Here is a 19,987-nt window from a genome sequence, read left to right as displayed (position 1 = left end):
GTGGGGGGCCCGTGCGGCCCCCGGCGGCCGCAAAGCGCCCCACCCCCAAGGGGGGCCGGCCCGGGGCCCGGCCCCCCAACCCCTTTCTGCTTCTACTGTGCGTCTACCAGCCGGAGCCGGAGCCACCCGAGCCGGTGTTGGCCAGCACGGTACCGATCAAGATCTGCGCGAGTCCGGCGATAGATCCGAGAAATTCCACGATGCCTCTTACTTTCCTCATCACCGATTGTCCGGTTCAGTCGAGAACTTAGCCGAACGAATCAGTGAAAGAGGCATGTTTCATTAAGTTCAGCGCAGGGTGACCTGACGCGAACGCAGTCCATCGCGCGAACGACGCTCTTCACTGGTCATCTCCGCGTCGGTGGCCAATGCCTCGGCCAGCCGAGCCCCGAATTCACGCGCCGGCGATTCCCATTCGGCCGGGTGCCGCTCGGGATCGAGGTCGAACACCGGCACCAGCAGGCCGTGTGTGCGGAACGAGCCGGCGAAACGCGAGCCCTCGCCCAGGTGCAGACCACCGGTGGCGTGCACGCGAGCCAGCGCCAGCATCAGCGAGTCTTCGTCCTCGGGACGCACCCAGCGCACATGCGCCTTCTCGCCCGCGTCGACCCACCAGGCCGCGCCGACGGAATCCGGGCCGAGGTCCAGCCGCGCCGACGGCATGATGGCCTGCTTGGCCTGCTCGATCGTCGCCGCCACCTGCGGATCCGGGGTGACACCCTCGGGCACCCACCAGTCGAAGTCCTGGTGCACGGTGAGCTCGAGGTCGGCACCGGGATCGATGACATCGGCCAGGCGCGGACCACCGTCGATGGCGTCGGCGGAGTTCAACGACTCCCCGGGCTCGGCCGATTGGGTCCACAGGATCGCCGCCGCGATATCGGCCGACGGGTCATCGCCGCGGAACTGCATCTGCGTGCCGACGAAGCCGACCGGCTCGTCACCGGCGCGCACCAGCGCGGCCACCGCGCCGGGCAGCACCGTCGCCAGGGTGACCTCACGCTGCGCGGCCACACCGGGCGCGAGCTTCAAGGTCGCGGTCGCCGACGGCACGAACTCCCGCAGCGCCACCAGATCACATTCGGCGGCAAGCCCCTCGAACGGCCGCGTCACGGCCGCCGATGCCTGCTCCTGCGCCGCACGCCGCTGCGCGAGACGCTCGGCCCGATTACTGTCGGGCTTCGGACTGTTCCGCTTGCTTTTACCCACGCGTGGAGTTTATGGCCGAGCGGCAAGTTCGCGGACCGCGCCCCCTGCCCAGGCACATTCGGGCCCCGAACGACTGGGCGCTCAGACCCCGGCCAGGAGGGCCTTCGTGCGGCCGGGGTGGTTGGTCGCGACCCAGCTGACGCCCAGATCGGCGCACAACGTCACGTCCTCCGGGTCGTCGACCGTCCAGCAGTAGGTGGCCCGGCCCGCCGCGGCGGCTTTGTCCACGAGTTCGGGATGCTCGCGCAGGGTCTTCACCGACGGCCCCACCGCGGTCGCACCCACCGTGGTGGCCGCGCCGCCGCCGAGGAACCGCGACGATTCGCCGAGCAGCACCGTCGGCAGCAGCGGCGCGGCACGGCGGATCCGCCAGACCGCGGTCGCCGCGAACGACATCACCACCGCGCGTGAGTGATCGGCCGAGGCAGGCGTGGCGATACCGAAGCGCTGGAGTTCGGCGAGCACCTTGTTCTCCACCAGGGCGCCGTAGCGGACCGGGTGCTTGGTCTCGATGAACAGCTTCGTCGGACGGGTGCGCCAGTCGAGGACGAGCCCGATCAGATCGCTCAGCGCGAGCACGCCCTGCGGTTCGTCGTCGGTGCCGAAGTTCATGTCGCGCAACTCGTCCAGCGTCAGTTCGCTGACCAAGCCGGTCGCGTCGGCGGTGCGGTCGACGGTGCGGTCGTGGACGCAGACCAGGTGGCCGTCGCGGGTGAGCCGAACGTCGCATTCGACACCGTCGGCGCCCTCCCGCAGGGCCAGCTCGTACGCGGCGAGGGTGTGTTCGGGTCGCGCCGCCGACGCGCCACGATGCGCCACCACGAAGGGTGCGCGATTGTTCTGGCTCACTTGGCCACGACCTCCTCCTGCGCATTCTCGCCTGTCCGGGCAGAATCCGCGCGTTCGATCTCCTCGTGCTCGGCCCAATCGTGCTCGGCCCCATCGTGCTCGGCGTGGTCGTGCTCGGCGTTGTCGTGCACGGCGACAGCGCCCGGCTCGACCGGCGCGATGACGACCTCGGCGGGATCGGCCGCCATCACCCATCGATGCGCCGACCTGATGTCCCCGCGCAGGTCACGGCCCTCCAGCGTGCGCACCATCCACAGCGTGAGCACCGCGAAACCGGCCGCGCACAGGTTGGTGAAACCGGTGAACGAGACGCCGTCGGCCTCGGCCTGCAAGGTCGACGCGTCGCGCCACAGGGTCGCCGCGATCCACAGCAGCCCGCTCAAAGCCCACGCGCACCACCAGATCCGCACGGCCCGCCGCGAACGAGGATCGGAGTCGGCTCCGAGCAGTTCGGTGAGGAACACGCCCGGCCAGATCAGGTTGACGCCCGGCACAAGGCATCCCGCGATCAGCGACCACCGCTTGCGCGGATCACGCTTGCCGTAGGCCGTGAACACGATCGTGCGCGCTTCGATCAGCCAGGCGGCCAGCGACACGGCGGTCACCAACGCACAGATCGGCGCGATGACGCCGAACACCAGCACCGTGGCGTCGGAGATCGACAGCAGCCAGCCGGGGATGAGCCGGGCGCGGTTCTGCAACAGGATCAGGTAGCGGCCGTACTCGGCGAGGCCGGCGAGCACGAACGCGAACGCGGTGACGACCAGCAGTCGGTCGCGGCGGGCGGCGATGCCGCGCAGCGGGCGCTCGGGGGTGCGAGTCGGGGCGGGCGGCGGATCGAGCAGGCCCCAGCGCGGGATCTGGGTATAGCGCGGAGTCGGCCCGAGCGGGGCAGGCGTGGTCGTGCCCGCCTTACGGGTGCGATGGTCGGGTCGGCGCGCGACCCAGCGGTAGTTGCGCTGGGCGGGCGGCGCGTCGACCTTGCCGGGCGAGAGCAGCACCCCTCGGCAGCGCGGGCACCAGTGCATCGGCGCGCCCTGCACGGCCCACCGCGCACCACAACGCGCACATGGCTGCACCACCGAACTCACCCGCGCACCCCGCTTCCGGACTAGTAGATCTTGGCTTCGTGGTCGCCGTCGGCGACCACCGGGCGGCCGGTCTGCTGCCAGGCCACCATGCCCCCCGCGACATTGACCGCTTCGTACCCGATGTGGGCGAGATACCGGACGACCTCGAGTGAGCGGCCGCCCTGCCTGCACACGATGTAGAGCTCGGCGTCGATATCGAGCTCGTCGAGGCGGGCGGGCACGTCGACCATCGGAATGTGGATCGCGCCGGGCGCGTGCCCGAGGTTCCATTCGTCGGGTTCGCGCACGTCGAGCAGCTGCGCGCCCGGCGCCGGGTCCGCGTGGTCGAACGCGGCGGGTACCGCACCCACCGGCACCGTGGGGACATCGGAGCTCGTCACGCCTCGATCCTGCCATGCCGCACGCATCGCCGGGCGCGCCTGTGCGAGGACGACGTGCCGCGCGGGCCTCAGCTACCGGTCAGCACATCATCGCCCGGAGCGGGTCGCCTACCGCACCGACAGCCGGGCACGACCAGCCGGGAACGACCGATCCGGGACTCCCCTCCATGTCATCCCGGAGCGGTCGTTCGCCGCTGACGTCGGGATTCGTGCAGTGCGTTCTGTCCCGACATCTACTTGGACGCGAGCGGGACCGATTCGGTTCCATAAAAACGAGAACACTAGAGAAAATCTTAAATCCTGGGATCTGGGCGGCCCGATCGGTAGCCTGGGCGCATGAACGTGAGCAGGGGGCTACTCGACAGTTTCGACATCAACGGCTTGAATACCGCTTTGTCCGAATCCACGTGTCTAGGCGTAGAAGTGGATGCCGCGGCGGGCCGATTGCAACTCGCTCTGGAGGTGCTGACGCTACCCACGGATGGACCCGCGCCGATCGACACGAAAGTCCTGCTCACCTTCACCGGAGTCACCCGCGTCGCGGCCTCCCTGCGCATCCAGCGCTGGGACGACGTCGACGCCCGGGTGCTTCCCCTGACCCTCGACCAGCTCGACGAGGCCATCCAGAGCTTCGGCGGCGGTGGACTCCACGGGTGGGAGTTCATCGACCTCGACGACAGTGGCTGGACGCTGTGGAGTGAGCTGCTCAGCTTCGACACGGTGCTCGATCAGCGCATCGCCGCCCATGTCATCGAGTTCTCCCAGGAGGAGGGCATCGATCCGCGCGAACTCGATGTTCGCGTGTGGTTCGACAAGATCTCGGTAACCGATCCGGCCGGGCGTGAGATTCCGATGAACGAGTTCATCGACGGTGGGCGTCGGTGGTGGGATGCGCACGCTACGGGTGATGCGCGGACCACCAAGGCGGACATCGCACCGCCGCTGTAGGGATCGGCACGAAGCTTCGGTAAGGACAGATAAGGCGCGTACCGGGCCCGGGTGGCTACCGGGTCGCCCGGGCCAGGCGGTGCATGTCGGTGGCCACGCATCAGGATTGCTCGACGCGGTGGGGAATGCGGGGGCAAGGTGCGCGGGTTGCACGGGGCGGGTGTACGAATGATGGTTGGTGTTGTCGTCCAATTGGGCGCACACAGCCCGACATACGGAAAGGGACATCGTGGCCGTCTACACGCTGCCGGAACTGGACTACGACTTCGGCGCACTGGAGCCTCACATCTCCGGTCAGATCAACGAGATCCACTACACCAAGCACCACGCTGCCTACGTCGCAGGCGCCAACAAGGCCCTCGAGCAGCTCGAGGAGGCCCGCGAGTCGGGTGACCTGGCTGCCATCCTGCTGCTGGAGAAGAACCTGGCCTTCCACCTCGGTGGCCACTACAACCACTCCGTCTGGTGGAAGAACCTCTCCCCCAACGGCGGCGACCAGCCGGAAGGCGACCTGGCCGCGGCCATCGCCGACCAGTTCGGTTCGTTCGACAAGTTCCGTGCGCAGTTCACCGCTGCCGCCAACGGCCTGCAGGGCTCCGGCTGGGCCGTCCTGGGTTACGACACCCTGGGCCAGAAGCTGCTGACCTTCCAGCTGTACGACCAGCAGGCCAACGTGCCCACCGGCATCATCCCGCTGCTGCAGGTCGACATGTGGGAGCACGCCTTCTACCTGCAGTACAAGAACGTCAAGGCCGACTACGTGACGGCGTTCTGGAACGTCGTCAACTGGGCCGACGTGCAGGACCGCTTCGCCCGCGCGGTGTCGCAGGGCAAGGGCCTGATCTTCGGGTAACCAGCGAATTCGCGAGAGGCCCCTTGACAACAGCGTTGTCGAGGGGCCTCTTTCGTGCTGTCCGATCTCGCCTGGACGGGGGTCTCGCATCGGCATGTTCCGCGGGTCTCGCCGCACATCACCGCGTGCCCGCCCGATTTCGGTCGACCCGTCCTACGACCGGCGCGAAGACCGGCGAGGCGAACTGGCACTCTTTGGTACTTGTGTGCCAGATGGTTTTAGGGCTATCCCTGTCATATACGGGCATAGTCGCCCCCGGTGTCGGGAGGCCATCATGAATACTCAGGGTCCGATCGGGATCACGCCGTTCCAGGCGCGTGGGCGATTGTGCGGGTTCGTGGTTTCGGGGCGGTGGCCGGATACCACCAAGGAATGGGCGCAGGTGCTGGTGCTGGCCGTGCGGGTGGCGTCGATGCCGGGCCTGCTGGTGACCACCACGGTGTTCGGGGTGCGCGAGGAGTTGCCCGACGATCCGGAACCGGGCACGGTGGGGCTGGTGATGGCGGAGGGGCCGGTGCTCGGGGCCGAGGCGATCGAACCCGGCCGGTTCGCCGCGCACGTGCCGCCCGCGCTGCTGATGTTGCATCCGCCGTCGGAGACCCGCCCGTCGCTGCCCGAATGCGCGGGCGCGGCCTCGGGATGCGTGCTGCTGCCCGGCGTGCCGCACCTCGGCCTGGAGCACCGTGCGGCGTGGGCCGAAGCCGAGCTCGACGGCACGATCACCTCGCTGGTGAGCCGGGTCGGGATGGATCTGATCAGCGATCCCGATACCGCCGTGCTCGCAATGCTGCTGGCGGCCTGAGCTTTTCCCGCGTGGCGGCTCGGCGAACGGCTGGCAACGGGTCGGCGTACCCCTGAAATCAGGGACGCCGAACTATCACCGCAGCGTACCCAAACTTATTGCGCCCATTGAGATTTCGACAACGCGAGCTTGGCATCCAGGGAGCAACCGGGCTAGAGTGGACAACAGCGAAGGGGAGTAGCCCACAATCGCGTAGTCGACATACTGATCGCCGCCGGATTCGGCGCGGTCCGGCTGCGCGGACCGGTCATCACCGGTGGGCGAGACCTTCGGCCACGAACCGATCACCACGACCGGTGTGGCTGAAGGCGCACCCGTCTTTCAGCCACAGGCCGGAGTACTCACCTGGGAGCTGACCTCATGATCGCCACGATTCTACTGAGCTTCGGCGTGCTCTTCCTCGCCGAACTCGGCGACAAATCGCAACTCATGGCGCTGACCTTCTCGCTGCGCTACCGCTGGTGGGTGGTACTGGCGGGCATCAGCGTCGCCAGCGTCGCCGTGAACCTCATCGCCGCGGGCGTCGGCCACTTCCTCGGCACCGCGCTCCCCGCGAACGCCATCGCCGTCATCACCGCGCTCACCCTGCTGGCGGTCGGCCTTTGGACGCTGCGCGATGCGCTGACCAGCGCCGACGACCCCGAAGAAGCTCCTGAGCCACCGAGCGCTCGCAACGCCTTCCTCGTCGTCATCTCCGCCTTCACCCTCGCCGAACTCGGCGACCGCACCATGTTCGCGGCCGCCGCGCTCGCCTCCAACAACAACTGGCTGGCCGTCTGGATCGGCTCGGTCGCCGGCATGGTGGCCGCGGGCGGACTGGCGATCCTGGTCGGCAAGATCGCGGGCAAGCACCTCCCCGAGCGCGCCATCGCCATCGCGTCGGGCCTGCTGTTCCTGTTCTTCGCCGCCAAGACCGTTCTCGGCGCGTTCGTGCCCTCGCTGGGCGGTTGGGGTTCGGCGGGGGTCGCCCTGATCGCGCCCGCGCTGGTCGGCGTCGGAGTCGCCGGGTGGCGCCGGCGCCGCGAGCAGGCCGAGCGGGTCGGCGAGCTCGCCGAGGTCGGGAGCTGAGTTCCGAGAGTCAGGCGAAGGCGTTGCCGTAGAGCGTGCCGGAGCGTGCGGCCAGGGCGATCAGCTGTTCCTTGATGCCGCGCAGACTCTCCGGGTCGTCGGCGGCGATCCGGCCGGTGACCATGGCGCCGATGGCGGCGGCCAGGGTCGCGCAGGCGAACCGCTGCTCCTCGGATTCGGCGCCGAGCATGGTGGCCACCACCTCGACGAAGCGGTGCTGCAAGGCCATCCGCTCCTCGATGGCCGACGGTCCCACCGCGTAGACCTCCACCAGGAACAGGCGGGCCGAGGCCGGGTCGTCGATCATGTGGTCGAAGTAGGCGGTGAGGATGCGGTCCATCCTGGTGAGCGCGTCGGAGTCGGCGCACTCGGCGATCACCGCCTGTAGCTTCTCGGCCAGCGCGCTCGACACCCGATCGAAGGCCGCCTTGAAGCAGTCCTCCTTCGAGCGGAACAACTCGTAGAACGTTTCCCGTGAAACTCCCGCCCGCTTGAGTACGGCCGCGACCGGCGTGCCGACATAGCCGCCCACGGTCATCGCCTCGCCCATCGCGACGAGAATGCGCTCACGCTGGGAGGCGACGACCTCCTCACGTGACAAATGGTGGCGTCCACGCGGAAGCTGTTGCCGCAGGGTCGAATCGGTCATGATTGCCGTTCCAATCTGCGGGGTCGGGCGGGCTGTTCGGTGGTGAATGCGACGTCCTCGGTGCGGGCGATGTCGATGGCGCGGGCCAGGCGGTCGCCCTGCACCCGTTGCACGACCAGTTGGGCCAGCAGCCGGAACGGCCGGACCCACGCCACCCACCAGGGTGAGACCACGGTTTTCCGGCGACGCGCGATGGCGCGTTCCAGCGCCTCCACCGCGGGCCCGACCGGTGACTTCCCGGTGAGACTGGTCTCCCCGAGGATGCTGTGCGCGGCCGCCGTACCGAACCCGCGCACCGTCATGTCGGTCTCGATCCCGGCGAAATAACTCACCCCCACCTTCGCCCCGGTCGACCGCAGTTCCGCACGCAACGTGGCGCCGAGCGAGGCCACCGCCGCCGCCGACGCGCTGTAGGCCCCGCCGAGCGGCAGCTGCACCTCCGTGGAGATCGACGACATCATCAACACATACCCGCCCGGATGCGAAAGATGCGCACCCGCCGCCGACACCGTGTAGGCGACCCCGAGCACGTTCACCGCGAGGGTCTCCTCCAACACCGACGGATCGCCGCCGATCATCGCCATCTGCTTGGCGACTCCCGCGTTGGCCACCAGCACATCGAGCCCGCCGAGTTCGGCGACCAACGCCGCGACCACCCGCTCGACCTGTCCCCGATCGGCCACATCGCAATACCGCCACGGCACATCGCCGCATTCGGAGGCCACTTCGGCCAGCAGTTCCGGTTCCAATCCGAGCAACGCGACCTCGGCCCCGCGCGCGGCCAACCTGCGAGCGAGCGCGGCACCGATCCCGCGAGCTGCCCCGGTGATCAGGACCTTGCGTCCAGCCACCGAGGGACCGGCGAACGATCTCATGACGGCACGCTACCACCGGTAAACACTGGTGTTCACGACGATTTCGCCACCGCTCGAGATGGGTGTTCCAGACCACACCGGCGACACGCTAGGGTGCCACTATTGGCAAGCGGCACAATAAGCCGTGAGCCACGGGTTCTCGGCGCGTCTGCATCGCTGGACCGACCGAAAGGTGCGACGAAGGAGTACCCGTAGGTAGGGAACAGGCGGAGTCGATCGCCGAGAACAGCGGCACCAGCCGCACCTAGACACAGGAGGATTTTGTCGTGGAGATTTCGGGTACCGCTGCCATTGTCACCGGAGGCGCGTCCGGCCTCGGTGCCGCCACCGCCAAGCGTCTCGCCGACGCGGGTGCCACCGTCTTCGGCCTGGATGTCCCCCAGTCCATCGAGCGCGCGGGCGACAACGTCCCCGCCGGCGTCACGCTGATCGCGGCCGACGTGACCAGCGGTGACGAGGTGGCCGCCGCGATCGCCCAGATCACCGAAGGCCCGGCGCCGCTGCGCATCGTGGTCAACTGCGCCGGCGTCGGCTGGGCGGGTCGCATCCTGTCCAAGAACGGCCCGCACGACCTGGAACTGTTCCGCACCGTCATCACCGTGAACCTGCTCGGCACGTTCAACGTGATGCGCCTGGCCGCCGATGCGATCGCCAAGACCGAACCGGTCGACGAGTACGGCCAGCGCGGCGTGGTGGTCAACACCGCGTCGGTGGCGGCCTTCGAGGGCCAGGTCGGCCAGATCGCCTACTCCGCGTCCAAGGGCGGCGTCCACGGCATGACCGTTCCCGCCGCTCGCGATCTCGCCCAGTTCGGCATCCGCGTCAACACCATCGCCCCCGGCATCATCGACACCCCGATGCTCGCCGGCGTCACCCCCGAGTACCGCGCGGGCCTGGAAGCGGGCGTCCCGTTCCCGTCCCGCCTCGGCCGCCCGGACGAGTACGCCCAGCTGGTGGAATACATCGCCGCCCACGACTACCTCAACGGCGAGACCATCCGGATGGACGGCGCGCTGCGCATGGCACCGCGCTAGTCCTGTCCTGATCGACGGCGCCTGGCTGAATCGGCCGGGCGCCGTTTTTTCATATGACGGTGCCCGCCGCTCGGGCGGTGTCGCCGATCATGCCGCCGGCCGCAAGTCGCGCCGACAACCGGGCACCGGTGGGCCGTCAGTCGTCGCGGATGTCGAGTTCGCGCTGAAGGTCGCTGTTGATGCGCTGCGCCTCGGCGAGTTGGTCTTCCAAGATCACGATTCGGCACGACGCCTCCAGTGCGTTGCCGAGATCGACGAGTTCGCGCACGCGCGCGGCGATGCGTAGTTGGTAGCGCGAGTAGCGCCGGTGCCCGCCCGCCGAGCGCTGGGGGGTCAGCAGCCGTGCCGCGTCGAGGCCGCGCAGAAACGATTGGGTGACGCCGAGGATCTCGGCGGCGCGCCCCATGCTGTAGGCGGGGTAGGTGTCGTCGTCGAGCTTGTCCGCGGCGCTGGGACCGTCGGCGGAATTGATGTTCGGGTGCTGCACGAGGCCTCTCGGGATTCAACGCCGGAAGGCCCCGGCGCGCTGGGCGCCGGGGCCGTGATTTACGACTGAGGGATTGATTTCACTTGCCTTCACCGGCCGCAGCGGCCGATCTGATAAACCGCACCCGACAACTCTCGGGATGCGGGACATCTAAATGGCTGATCAGTGGCCACCACCTCCTGAATCGTCGGTTCTACCTGCGGTACTTCACTTCACTTGCTTCTTCTGTCTTGCTTCATCGCCCCCTGCGCGGTCCGGCCGACTGCACCGGATTCTCTTCTCCGCCGAAAGGGGACGGTCGAACTTCTTGTCCCGGGCAGTTCACCTGCCCGGCCACCTGATTTCTTCTTCGGAACGACTGCGACTATATACCCTCGCCTTCGAGAATGTCTACCCCCACCACAACAGATTTTTTGCACCCGCGCCGGACGACGGATCCACGGCAGATCCCCACGCATGCCGAAGAGACCGACCAGCGGTTATACGGGGCGGGTGAAGGTGATCAGGGAGCGGCCCGGGCCGTTGTAGTCGGGGATGGGGCCCGCGACGGTGAAGCCGAGGCTGCGGTGGAAGTCGATGCTGGTGTAGTTGGCGGGCGACGTTATCGCGGAGACGGTGGTGCGGTTGTCCGAGCGGGCGATGGTGAAGAAGGCTTCGTAGAGGGCCCTGCCGAGGCCGGATTTGCGGGCGTCGGGACGCACGGCGACGAAGTGGATATAGGCCGTGTAGGGGTCGGAGGGAGAACCGAAACCCACCAGGAAACCCGAGAGACCGCCGTCATCGGAGGCGATGAGGCTGGTGCGGTGGAAGTGGTCGAGGAACATGCGGGGAAGGTTGTGGACGGCCGCGCGGCCCCACCAGTTGTCGACTATGCCGATGATGCTGTCGTAGTCGTCGGGTCTCGCCCGTCGGATCTCGTGCCCCACCATCACTCCATGGTGGCCCCGATGTGACTCGTCAGCACCGGAATTCGGGGTGAACTGTTCCGCCTCCCCGCGACTTTCGTGGGTCGCGGGGAGGCGGTTGTTCTGTCAGACCGTGCGGGTGAGCCGCTCGGTCAGCAGCTGGGCGAAGCGGGCCGGATCCTTGAGCTCGCCACCTTCGGCGAGAACCGCTGTGCCGTAGAGGAGTTCGGCGGTTTCGGCGAGTTCGGGCACCTTGCCTTCGTCGGCGTCGGACTTGCGGGCGTCGTAGGCGTCGCGCAGGCCGGTGACCAACGGGTGGGTCGGGTTGAGCTCGAGGATGCGCTTGGACTCCGGCAGCGCCTGGCCCGAGGCGCGGTACATGCGCTCGAGCATGGGGGTGAAGTCGTAGACATCACCGACCAGGCAGGCGGGTGAGGTGGTGAGGCGGTTGGTGAGGCGCACTTCCTTGGCGACATCGGTCAACGTGGCGCCGAGCCAGGTGAGCAGGTCGCCGAAGTCCTTGTCCTGCTGTTCGCGCAGGGCTTCGGTTTCCTTCTTCTCGTCCTCGGTCTCGAGGTCGACCTCGCCCTTGGCGATGGACTGGAAATTCTTGCCCTGGAACTCCGGGACCGAGCCGACCCACATCTCGTCGACGGGATCGGTGAGGATCAGCACCTCGCGACCCTTGGCCGTGAAGGCTTCCAGGTGCGGCGAATTCTCCACCTGCGCACGGCTTTCACCGGTCATGTAGTAGATCGAGTCCTGGCCGTCCTTCATCCGCTCCACGTACTGCGCGAGCGTGGTGAGCTCGGACTCCGACGCGGTGGAGGCGAAGGACGAGACGGTGAGCAGGGTTTCGCGGTTGTCGGTGTCGGAGAGCAAGCCCTCCTTGAGAACCCGGCCGAACTGCGCCCAAAACGTCTGGTACCTGGCCTGATCCTCGGCGCCCTGCATGTCCTTGACGGTGGAGAGCACCTTCTTCACCAGGCGCTTGCGGATCATCTGGATCTGGCGGTCCTGCTGCAGGATCTCGCGCGAGACATTGAGCGAGAGGTCCTGCGCGTCGACGACTCCCTTGACGAAGCGCAGGTACTCCGGCATCAGCTCTTCGCAGTTGTCCATGATGAACACCCGACGCACGTAGAGCTGCACACCGCGCTTGTGCTCACGGGTGAACAGGTCGAACGGGGCGATCGACGGAATGAACAACAGCGCTTGGTATTCGAAGGTGCCTTCGGCCTTCATCGGGATGATCTCGAGCGGTTCGTCCCAGGCGTGCGAGACGTGGTGGTAGAACTCCTTGTACTCCTCGTCGCTCACCTCGCTGCGCGGTCGCGTCCACAACGCCTTCTGCGAGTTGAGGATCTGGTCCTCGACAAGCGTCTTCTCGACCTTGTCCTCGCCTTCGCCCTCGGTCACCGTGCGCTCGACCTGCATGCGGATCGGCCAGGCGATGAAGTCGGAGTACTTGCGCACGATCTCGCGCAGCTTCCATTCCTGCGTGTAATCGAAGAGGTGATCGTCTTCGTCGGCAGGCTTGAGCTCGAGGGTCACCGAGGTGCCCTGCGGCGCGTCGGCGACAGTGTCGATGGAGTAGGTGGAGCTGCCCGCGGCGGCTTCCCAGCGGGTGCCTTCGGTCTCGTCCGCCCTGCGGGTGGTGAGGATGACCCGGTCGGCGACCATGAAGGTGGAATAGAAGCCGATGCCGAACTGGCCGATCAGTTCCTCGGCCGCGGCGTCGGACTTGGCTTCGGTCAGCTTGCGGCGCAGGTCGGCGGTGCCGGACTTGGCCAGGGTGCCGATGAGGTCGATCACTTCGGCGCGGGACATGCCGATGCCGTTGTCGCGCACCGTCAGGACACGCTTGTCCTGGTCGACCTCCAGCTCGATGTGCAGGTCGGCGGTGTCGGCTACCAGGTCTTTGTCCTGGTAGGCGGCAAGTTTGAGTTTGTCCAGTGCGTCGGAAGCGTTCGAGATCAGCTCCCGCAGGAAGGTGTCTTTGTTGGAGTAGACCGAGTGGATCATCAGCTCGAGGAGCTGGTGGGTTTCGGCCTGGAACTCGAGGGTTTCGACGTGCTGCTCAGTCACGCCCCCGATGGTATTACGGCCGCTGTCGCGGTGCTCCCGAGGACCCTGCGTGGTCCCGCTCCGCTTGCGTGTCCCAGCCCGCCGGTCGCACCGCGCCGAAATCCGCCAGTGAAGGCACCTCGGCGACGGCCCGCTTCGACATCCAATCGCGCAACACCTGGGTGGCGCGGACATCGTCTTCGTTGTAGACGAACAGGCGGGTGCGCTGGGACATGTCGACGGCGGCGTCGTAGCCGACAGCGCGGCGGTACCAGCCCATCGACGCCTCGCCGCCCGCTTCCGGATCACGCCAGCCGAAGCCGGCCACGGGGGCGATCTTCTTGAGCCCCTTGCCGTTCGGGCAGATGAACTGCTCGGTGACGGCCTGGAACATGTCGACCCATTCCGCCGAATCGACGAAGGCACGCACTTGTTCGTGGGTGGGGACACCGGGTCGACCCGCGAACCGGCGCGCCGATTCGTAGAGCCACTTGTCCTCGGCGGTACGCGAATAGCAGTAGGCGGCAAAGGTTTTGCCCGCGGCGTGGGCTTCGGCGCGCCGCTCCATCAACCAGGTCCAGAACTCGCCGAACGAGCGGCCCTCGTCCTCGGTGGGCAGCGGATCCCAGGTGACGAACGGTCGATAGACGTCGTCGAGCAGGGTGCCCCACAGGTAGGCGCCGTCTTCCTGGTAACTCTCCAGGTCGACATCGACTTCCACATCCGCGCGACGCACGCTCACCTGCTCGAACCGGCGCACCAGCGGAGCGCCGTCGATCCAGGCACGGGCGGTGACCACGGTCTCGGCGAACGGGCCGTGCTGCCAGTCGTCGGGGTCCTCGCCCTCCCAGGCGGCCAGCTCATCGACCGTCTCGATGCCGTGCAGGCGCAGCACCTCGGCGCGCGAGCCCGGGGCGACCAGGCTGACGTCGCGCATCTGCGCCAACGTCGCCTCACAACTGGGCTGCGCTGTTTCCGACGACTGCGCTGTATCCGATGACTGCGCTGTATCCGATGACTGCGCGCCGGGACCACGCACCCACCACGGGCACTGCCTGCACTCGGGCACCTTCGACGGCCGGGTGGGCAGTTCGCCGCGCACCACCGCGATGCGGTCGGCGTAGCGCTGGTCGTAATCGGCCAGCACGCTCGTCAGGTCGTGGACCAGGATGCGGTCGGCGACCAGGCCGATCGCGCCGCCGACCAGGGCGGGACTGGCCATGCCGTAGCGCTGCAGCATGCGGTAGAGGTGGGCGAGGCGCTGCTGATCGCGCGGCTGCGGACGCAGTTTCACGTGCTTGTCGCGGCGGGGCTGCCAGCGGAAAAGATCCGAGGTCATGGGGTGGAAATCGGCCGGGTCGGGTCGGCGCGGGTCGGTGACCTTGTGGTTGACCACGATGATGGGGATGTAGCCGCCGCGGTCGTCGTCGCGCAGCAGGATCTCGACACCGCCACGTCGACCGGTATCGGCTTCCTGGGGCAGCAGCCCGCCCCAGATGCGGGGGGCGCCCGCCTCGATGGCGGCCATCGTCGCCGCGGCCTTGGCGGCCCCCCGCAGCTCCGGGTCGATCACCACCCAGTCGGCGGGGGCGGCCGCGACCAGCTCGTCGCGCACCTTGGCGCGGTGCGCGGTGGCGGCATCGCGACGCTGCTGCACGCCCGGGTCTTCGCGGACCTCGGCGAGCACACCGGGATTCTCGGCATCGAGGCGAAGACGGTGTCTGCACCCGATCAGCGAGCGCGCGTCCAAAAAGGAGACGCGGGAACCGCCGATATCGGCACCTCGATCGGGCGCAGCGGAAGCGGGGACCGGGCTACGCACCGGCCCGCCGTCGAAGTCGTCCTCGGCTGCACGCACGCAAGCAGTATGGCCTCTCCCCCCGACACATTGCCCAATCGCTACCCTGATCCCACTACGCTACGAAGAACGGCAGGCCGCCTGGAGGCGGTACTGCCTCATGACTTGGCGAGCATGACGGAGGGCCTGATCTCATGGGGTTGTTCAGCAAGCGTAAGCGGCGGCCGAGCCGACGCGCTGAGGCGAAAGCACTCAAGCACAAAGCCGCGGTGGAGGCGAAACTGAGCGCCAAGAACGAGCGCAAGGCCGCCAAGGCGGGCGAGCGCGTCAATCGGCGCGCCGCCAAAGCACAGGCACGCACCGCCGACAAGGTCGCCAAGGCGCAGATCGCGACCCTGCAGGCAGAAGAGAAGGCAGCCCAGAAGGCCGCGGCCAAGGCCGAGCGCGAGTTGTTCAGCGCCGGTCAGATCCGCAAGTACATCGGTGTCGCGCGGGTGCTCATCCCGGTGCTCGCCCCGCTGGCTTATCGCGGCGCCACCATGGTGCGTGGCCAGCTCGACGCCCGCAAGGCCCAGCAGCTCGGGATCGGCCTCGACCAGCTGAGCGAGTTCAGCGGGCACGGTGCGCGCCTGCAGGCCCGCATCACCAACACCGAGGAAGCGCTCGACAAGATCGCCGCCGACAAGGCAGGCGATGCCGACACCGAGAAGTTCGTCGAAGCGGCGCGCTCGCGCATGGCCGACCTGAATGTGGCGGTGCGCACGGCCGAGCAGATGCCCGCCACACGGCGCAAGGCTGTGCACGCGTCGATCTCGACCGAACTGGCGGTGCTGGAGAACGACGTGCTCGCTCGCCTCGGCGTTCGCTGATTCTCCCGTGACCACGCCGCAGCTCACCTCCCGCTTGCGCGGTGGTGGCTGCGGCGTACTCGTGGGTGCGCTGGCTGTGGCCGCGCACGGGATCGGCGGGGGCGCGGTGCCGAGATCGGCGGATATCGCCCTGCTGCTGCTGGTTTCGCTGATGGCCGGGATGTTCGCGCAGGGTGACCCCGGGAAACGTGCTGGGCTGACGGCTTTCGCGAACCCGGATCGCCCCGCGGTGGTGCGTACGGCCGCCGCGTTGATCGGTGGTCAGTGGGCCGGGCACTTCGCGCTGTCGGCGACGCTCGGCCATCACGGTGGGCTACTGCATCTGCCGAGTGCGGCGATGATCGCCGCACACCTGCTCGCGGCGTTTGCCTGTGCCGCACTGATCCTCCTTGCCGAGCGGCTGTATCTCGTCGCGTCGAGCGTGGTTCGGGCGGTGATCGGCGCGCCCGCACCCGCTGTCGGGGCACGCGCTGTTCGTTGGCTCGCCACGGTCGCCGTGGCGCGCGGTGCTCGTCCGAGGGGTGCGCGATGTCCGCGCGCACCGCCACTGTTCGCCTGATTCACGACGACATCAGAACTCTTCGAACAGAAGGCATTCCATGCACAACTTCATCACCCGCAGCACCGGTACCGCCGCTCTCGCGGCGGGTCTGGTGCTCGCCGCTTGTGGTTCGGCAGCCGCGCACGTGGGCGTCGAGGCGCCGGGCGCCGCGCAGGGCAAGTACACCGTCGCCACCTTCAAGGTGCCCACCGAATCCGAGACGGCGTCCACCACGGCACTGCGCGTGAGCGTGCCGAACCTGAAAAGCGTGCGAACCGAACCGATGCCGGGCTGGATCTCGAAGGTCGAGCGCAACGACAAGGGCGAAGCGGTCGCCGTGGTGTGGTCGGCCGAGCCGGGTAACCCCGGCGTGGGGCCCGGCCAGTTCCAGCGGTTCGTGCTCTCGCTCGGGCCGCTGCCGACCCAGGACACGGTGGATTTCCCCGCCCAGCAGACCTATAGCGACGGCAAGGTCGTGGCCTGGGATCAGCCGAGCACCGGCGGCGCCGAGCCGGAACACCCCGCGCCCGCTCTCAACTTGACCGCGAACGGCGGCGCCGAGGGTGGCGATCACCACGTCGCCTCCGGCGAAACCCCACAGGCACAGACCGATACGGTCGCCCGCTGGATGGGTGGCCTCGGTCTGGCACTCGGTCTGTTCGCCGCCGCTCTTGGTCTCGGCCTCGTCTTCCGCTCCCGGCGGTCGTCGTGACCGCCGGCGAGCACGCGGACAGCGGCCGCGCGGGCGGTCCACTCGCCGTGCGCAACTCACGCACGATGCTCGTCGCTCTCCTCGCCGTTCTGTTCGCCTGCGCTTTCGCGGCGGCGGGCCCGGCGGGTGCGCACTCCGGTGCGGTGAGCAGCGTGCCCGAGGACGGGTCGACCGTCGAGGTCGGTCCGGCGCGGGCCAGCATCACCTTCAACGAGGAACTGCAGCAGAACTTTCCGTCGCTGACCGTCGTCGGGCCGGACGGCCGGTTGTGGTCCAAAGGAAAGGCGCAGGTCGAAGGACGAAGTGTCAGTGTGGAAGTGGGTGAGCTGGGACCGGTCGGGGAATACACGCTCGCGTTCCGGGTCACCTCGGCCGACGGCCATCCCGTGAGCGGGACGAGGACTTTCACGCTCAGCAAGGCGGGCACCGGCACGCCCGGCGCGCGTCCGGGCGAGGACAACGCCGACGGCGGCGGCGACGGCGGGGTGCCCGTGTGGGTGTTCGTCGTCGGCGGTGTCGTGCTGTTCGGTGCGGGCCTCGCGGTGGCGTTGCTCGGCGGCCGGTCCGGTCGCAAGAAGTAGTCGACGATGACGACCGGTCGCCGGGCGCCCGTGCCGCGGCAGTGGCGGATCCTGGTGCCGGTCGTCGCCGCCGCGCTGGCCGGGGTGGTGCTGGCGTGGATTCTGCGCCGGACCGACGGGCTCGCGTGGGTGGCGTTCGCGCGCGTGCTCGCCGACTGCGCGGGCGCTGTCGTGATCGGTCTCGCCGCACTCCCCCGGCTCAACGACCGGCCGGCGCTCGCCTGGCGACCACTGGCCGTCCTCGCCGGCATCTGGTTCGCCGCCGAGTTCACCGTGCTCGTCTGCGAAGCCGCCGAAATCGTCGGCGTGCCGGTGACCCAGCTCGGCGCGAGCGAGTTCACCACGTTCCTCGGCCGGCTCAGCGGCGGCCAGATCGGCATCGCGATCCTGTTCTGCACCGGCGCGATCGCTTGTTACGCGGCACTGGCCTTCCGCAGGCCGGACACCGCGTCGGCCGATCTGGTGCTCGTGTTCGCGGCGGTCGCGCTGTCGCTGCGGCCGATCACCGGGCACATGTCCCAGCAGATGTTCGGTTCGGTGCTGGCCGCGATCCACGCGCTCGCCGCGGCCTGCTGGCTGGGAATGCTGCTCGCCATGGCGCTGGTTCTGCGCACGCGCGGCGAATGGGCCGCGACCCTGCCCAGGTTCTCCACGATCGCCGCGCCGCTGGTCGGCGTTGTCGCGCTCACCGGCCTGGTCAACGGCGTGGTGCGCCTCGGTGGGCTCGCCCCGCTGCTGACCAGTGGGTACGGGCGGATCCTGTTGGCGAAGTTCGCGGTGTTGTGCGCGCTCGTCGCGCTGGGCTGGTGGTGGCGGCGCACCTGGGTGGGCAAGGCCGGCGACCATCGCGTCACCGCCGAGGTCTCCCTGCGCAACGCCACCGCCGACGTGCTGGTCATGGCCGTGGCATTCGGCCTGGCAGCGACGTTGGCGGTCACCGCGTAGTCACCTCGGTCACGTTCGGCCTCGAGTCCCCTGGGGCGTCGCCGTCACCGATTAGAGTGGCGATATGACCGAAGTGAGGATTGTCGAAGACTGCGCTGCGCCCGCCGAAACAGCGTTCGCGTTCATCAACGACTACCGCAATCTGCCGAAGTTCTGGTACGGCATCGAATCCTTCACCCCTGTCACCGCGCAGACCGACGGCATCGGCGCGAAGTTCGACGGCAAGATGAAGCTCGGCCCCGCTTCGCTGACCTCCCGTATCGAGGTCGTCGGCTGGGAAGAGGGCCGGTTGATCGCCACCAAGTCGATCAAGGGCATCGAGATCGTGTCGACCTTCCGCTTCATCCCCAAGGGCGAGATCGCGTGCACGGTGGACGCCGACATCAATTTCTCCGTCGGCGGCGGTATCGCGGGCAAGGTGCTGAGCAAGACGATCGAGCCGTTCGTGAAGATCGCGGTCCAGCACACCACCGACGCTCTCATTCGCGAGATCGAGAAGTCGCACAGCGAGCAGGTCTGAGACTGCGAGCGAGCGCACCGCCTACGAACACCGCCACGGGCGGGCCTGACACAATCTGGTTCATGACCGAATCAGCGAATGTTGTGGCCACCGCCGATCTGGCCGACGAGATCGGCCCCGAGATCCGTAGCTGCGATACGCAGTTCATCCAGTTCGGCGGCCGCGCCGAATTCGCGGGCCGGATCACCACGATCCGCTGCTTCCAGGACAACCTGCTGGTCAAGCAGACCCTGAGCGCCCCCGGCGAGGGCAAGGTCCTCGTCGTCGACGGCGGCGCCAGCGTGCACACCGCGCTGGTCGGCGACATCATCGCCGGTCGCGGCGTGGACAACGGCTGGGCCGGCGTGATCGTCAACGGCGCCGTGCGCGACTCCGCCATCCTGCGCACCCTCGACATCGGCGTGAAGGCACTGGGCACCAACCCCCGCAAGAGCACCCAAACCGGCAGCGGCGAGCAGGACGTGACCGTCGAATTCGGCGGCATCACCTTCGTCCCCGGCGAAATGCTCTACAGCGACTCCGACGGAGTAGTAGTCCGAGCCGAAGACTGACCCCCGGCCACCCCGTCCACCCCCAGCTCCACCGCGACCCCACACCCGTTCATCCCGAGGTCCACCGCGACCACAGCACCAACAACACCGTCGCAGCCGGTCCAGGGGGGTGACCGCATCACCAGCAACCCCGTCCACCCCAGGTCCGCCATGACCGCACTCCCAGCCACAACCCGCGACCCATAGGGAGCGGCGGCCACGAAGTGGCCGGTCCGCGGCCGGGTCGCCGGTCAGCCGCCGTTGCGTAGGCGAC

Annotated in this window: 22 protein-coding genes; 12 read left to right on the top strand and 10 right to left on the bottom strand. The window is 68.2% G+C overall.

Annotation, left to right across the window (positions count from 1 at the left end):
* Positions 1-288: 288 nt before the first annotated feature.
* From ACFWUR_RS21400 to ACFWUR_RS21385, 4 genes are all read right to left on the bottom strand, one after another.
* On the bottom strand, positions 289-1,209 hold the full coding sequence (locus ACFWUR_RS21400; RefSeq protein WP_378909057.1) for a DUF5926 family protein: 921 nt from the start codon (positions 1,207-1,209) through the stop codon (positions 289-291).
* Between the two features lie 81 nt (positions 1,210-1,290).
* Positions 1,291-2,058, bottom strand: coding sequence for a glycerophosphodiester phosphodiesterase (locus ACFWUR_RS21395; RefSeq protein WP_378909056.1), 768 nt, complete (start codon positions 2,056-2,058; stop codon positions 1,291-1,293).
* Positions 2,055-3,140 (bottom strand): DUF4328 domain-containing protein, encoded by a 1,086-nt coding sequence (locus ACFWUR_RS21390; RefSeq protein WP_378909054.1) that lies wholly within the window; start codon positions 3,138-3,140, stop codon positions 2,055-2,057. Before ACFWUR_RS21390 ends, ACFWUR_RS21395 begins: the two co-directional genes overlap by 4 nt.
* A 29-nt stretch (positions 3,141-3,169) precedes the next feature.
* Positions 3,170-3,529 (bottom strand): rhodanese-like domain-containing protein, encoded by a 360-nt coding sequence (locus ACFWUR_RS21385; protein WP_378909052.1) that lies wholly within the window; start codon positions 3,527-3,529, stop codon positions 3,170-3,172.
* Between the two features lie 336 nt (positions 3,530-3,865).
* Here ACFWUR_RS21385 and ACFWUR_RS21380 point away from each other — a divergent pair, with 336 nt between their 5' ends.
* The 4 genes from ACFWUR_RS21380 (at position 3,866) to ACFWUR_RS21365 (ending at position 7,200) form a co-directional block, all read left to right on the top strand.
* Positions 3,866-4,477 (top strand): hypothetical protein, encoded by a 612-nt coding sequence (locus tag ACFWUR_RS21380; protein WP_378909051.1) that lies wholly within the window; start codon positions 3,866-3,868, stop codon positions 4,475-4,477.
* Positions 4,478-4,706: 229 nt separating this feature from the next.
* Positions 4,707-5,330, top strand: coding sequence for a superoxide dismutase (locus tag ACFWUR_RS21375; RefSeq protein ID WP_378909050.1), 624 nt, complete (start codon positions 4,707-4,709; stop codon positions 5,328-5,330).
* Between the two features lie 274 nt (positions 5,331-5,604).
* Positions 5,605-6,132 (top strand): peptidase, encoded by a 528-nt coding sequence (locus ACFWUR_RS21370; protein WP_378909048.1) that lies wholly within the window; start codon positions 5,605-5,607, stop codon positions 6,130-6,132.
* Between the two features lie 360 nt (positions 6,133-6,492).
* On the top strand, positions 6,493-7,200 hold the full coding sequence (locus ACFWUR_RS21365; protein ID WP_378909047.1) for a TMEM165/GDT1 family protein: 708 nt from the start codon (positions 6,493-6,495) through the stop codon (positions 7,198-7,200).
* 10 nt (positions 7,201-7,210) lie between these two features.
* Here ACFWUR_RS21365 and ACFWUR_RS21360 read toward each other — a convergent pair whose 3' ends face one another.
* Entirely contained in the window at positions 7,211-7,849 is a 639-nt protein-coding gene (locus tag ACFWUR_RS21360; RefSeq protein ID WP_378909046.1) for a TetR/AcrR family transcriptional regulator, read from the bottom strand.
* On the bottom strand, positions 7,846-8,724 hold the full coding sequence (locus tag ACFWUR_RS21355) for an SDR family NAD(P)-dependent oxidoreductase (RefSeq protein WP_378909045.1): 879 nt from the start codon (positions 8,722-8,724) through the stop codon (positions 7,846-7,848). Before ACFWUR_RS21355 ends, ACFWUR_RS21360 begins: the two co-directional genes overlap by 4 nt.
* Before the next feature lie 266 nt (positions 8,725-8,990).
* Between ACFWUR_RS21355 and ACFWUR_RS21350 the strand changes: the two genes are divergently transcribed.
* Positions 8,991-9,758 (top strand): SDR family NAD(P)-dependent oxidoreductase, encoded by a 768-nt coding sequence (locus ACFWUR_RS21350; protein WP_378909044.1) that lies wholly within the window; start codon positions 8,991-8,993, stop codon positions 9,756-9,758.
* A gap of 136 nt (positions 9,759-9,894) precedes the next feature.
* On the opposite strand, the gene ACFWUR_RS21345 is transcribed toward ACFWUR_RS21350, so the two are convergent.
* The 4 genes from ACFWUR_RS21345 to ACFWUR_RS21330 all read right to left on the bottom strand — a co-directional run bounded on the left by ACFWUR_RS21345 (position 9,895) and on the right by ACFWUR_RS21330 (position 14,991).
* The gene (locus ACFWUR_RS21345) at positions 9,895-10,245 is read right to left on the bottom strand and encodes a MerR family transcriptional regulator (protein ID WP_378909043.1); all 351 of its coding nucleotides are present in this window, start codon (positions 10,243-10,245) and stop codon (positions 9,895-9,897) included.
* A gap of 479 nt (positions 10,246-10,724) precedes the next feature.
* The gene (locus tag ACFWUR_RS21340) at positions 10,725-11,174 is read right to left on the bottom strand and encodes a GNAT family N-acetyltransferase (protein WP_378909042.1); all 450 of its coding nucleotides are present in this window, start codon (positions 11,172-11,174) and stop codon (positions 10,725-10,727) included.
* 102 nt (positions 11,175-11,276) lie between these two features.
* Positions 11,277-13,238: a molecular chaperone HtpG gene (gene htpG, locus ACFWUR_RS21335; protein ID WP_378909041.1), complete on the bottom strand. Its 1,962-nt coding sequence runs from the start codon at positions 13,236-13,238 to the stop codon at positions 11,277-11,279.
* A gap of 13 nt (positions 13,239-13,251) precedes the next feature.
* Complete coding sequence (locus ACFWUR_RS21330; RefSeq protein WP_378909236.1) at positions 13,252-14,991, bottom strand: TM0106 family RecB-like putative nuclease; 1,740 nt, start codon at positions 14,989-14,991, stop codon at positions 13,252-13,254.
* 218 nt (positions 14,992-15,209) lie between these two features.
* Here ACFWUR_RS21330 and ACFWUR_RS21325 point away from each other — a divergent pair, with 218 nt between their 5' ends.
* The 7 genes from ACFWUR_RS21325 to rraA all read left to right on the top strand — a co-directional run bounded on the left by ACFWUR_RS21325 (position 15,210) and on the right by rraA (position 19,734).
* Positions 15,210-15,884 carry a DUF6474 family protein gene (locus ACFWUR_RS21325; protein ID WP_378909040.1) on the top strand — a complete coding sequence of 225 codons (675 nt, stop codon included), beginning with the start codon at positions 15,210-15,212 and terminating at the stop codon, positions 15,882-15,884.
* Between the two features lie 7 nt (positions 15,885-15,891).
* Complete coding sequence (locus ACFWUR_RS21320) at positions 15,892-16,443, top strand: hypothetical protein (RefSeq protein WP_378909039.1); 552 nt, start codon at positions 15,892-15,894, stop codon at positions 16,441-16,443.
* A gap of 40 nt (positions 16,444-16,483) precedes the next feature.
* Entirely contained in the window at positions 16,484-17,137 is a 654-nt protein-coding gene (locus tag ACFWUR_RS21315; protein WP_378909038.1) for a YcnI family protein, read from the top strand.
* Positions 17,138-17,202: 65 nt separating this feature from the next.
* Positions 17,203-17,718: a copper resistance protein CopC gene (locus ACFWUR_RS21310; protein ID WP_378909234.1), complete on the top strand. Its 516-nt coding sequence runs from the start codon at positions 17,203-17,205 to the stop codon at positions 17,716-17,718.
* Positions 17,719-17,724: 6 nt separating this feature from the next.
* A complete protein-coding gene (locus tag ACFWUR_RS21305; protein WP_378909037.1) occupies positions 17,725-18,663 on the top strand; it encodes a copper resistance D family protein in 939 nt (312 codons plus the stop codon).
* A 64-nt stretch (positions 18,664-18,727) separates the two neighbouring features.
* Entirely contained in the window at positions 18,728-19,183 is a 456-nt protein-coding gene (locus ACFWUR_RS21300; protein WP_378909036.1) for an SRPBCC family protein, read from the top strand.
* A 62-nt stretch (positions 19,184-19,245) separates the two neighbouring features.
* A complete protein-coding gene (rraA, locus tag ACFWUR_RS21295) occupies positions 19,246-19,734 on the top strand; it encodes a ribonuclease E activity regulator RraA (protein ID WP_378909034.1) in 489 nt (162 codons plus the stop codon).
* Positions 19,735-19,987: the final 253 nt, after the last annotated feature.

The organism is Nocardia sp. NPDC058633, assembly GCF_042717045.1.
Taxonomy (GTDB): Bacteria; Actinomycetota; Actinomycetes; order Mycobacteriales; family Mycobacteriaceae; genus Nocardia.
This window is presented reverse-complemented; position numbering and strand designations above follow the sequence as displayed.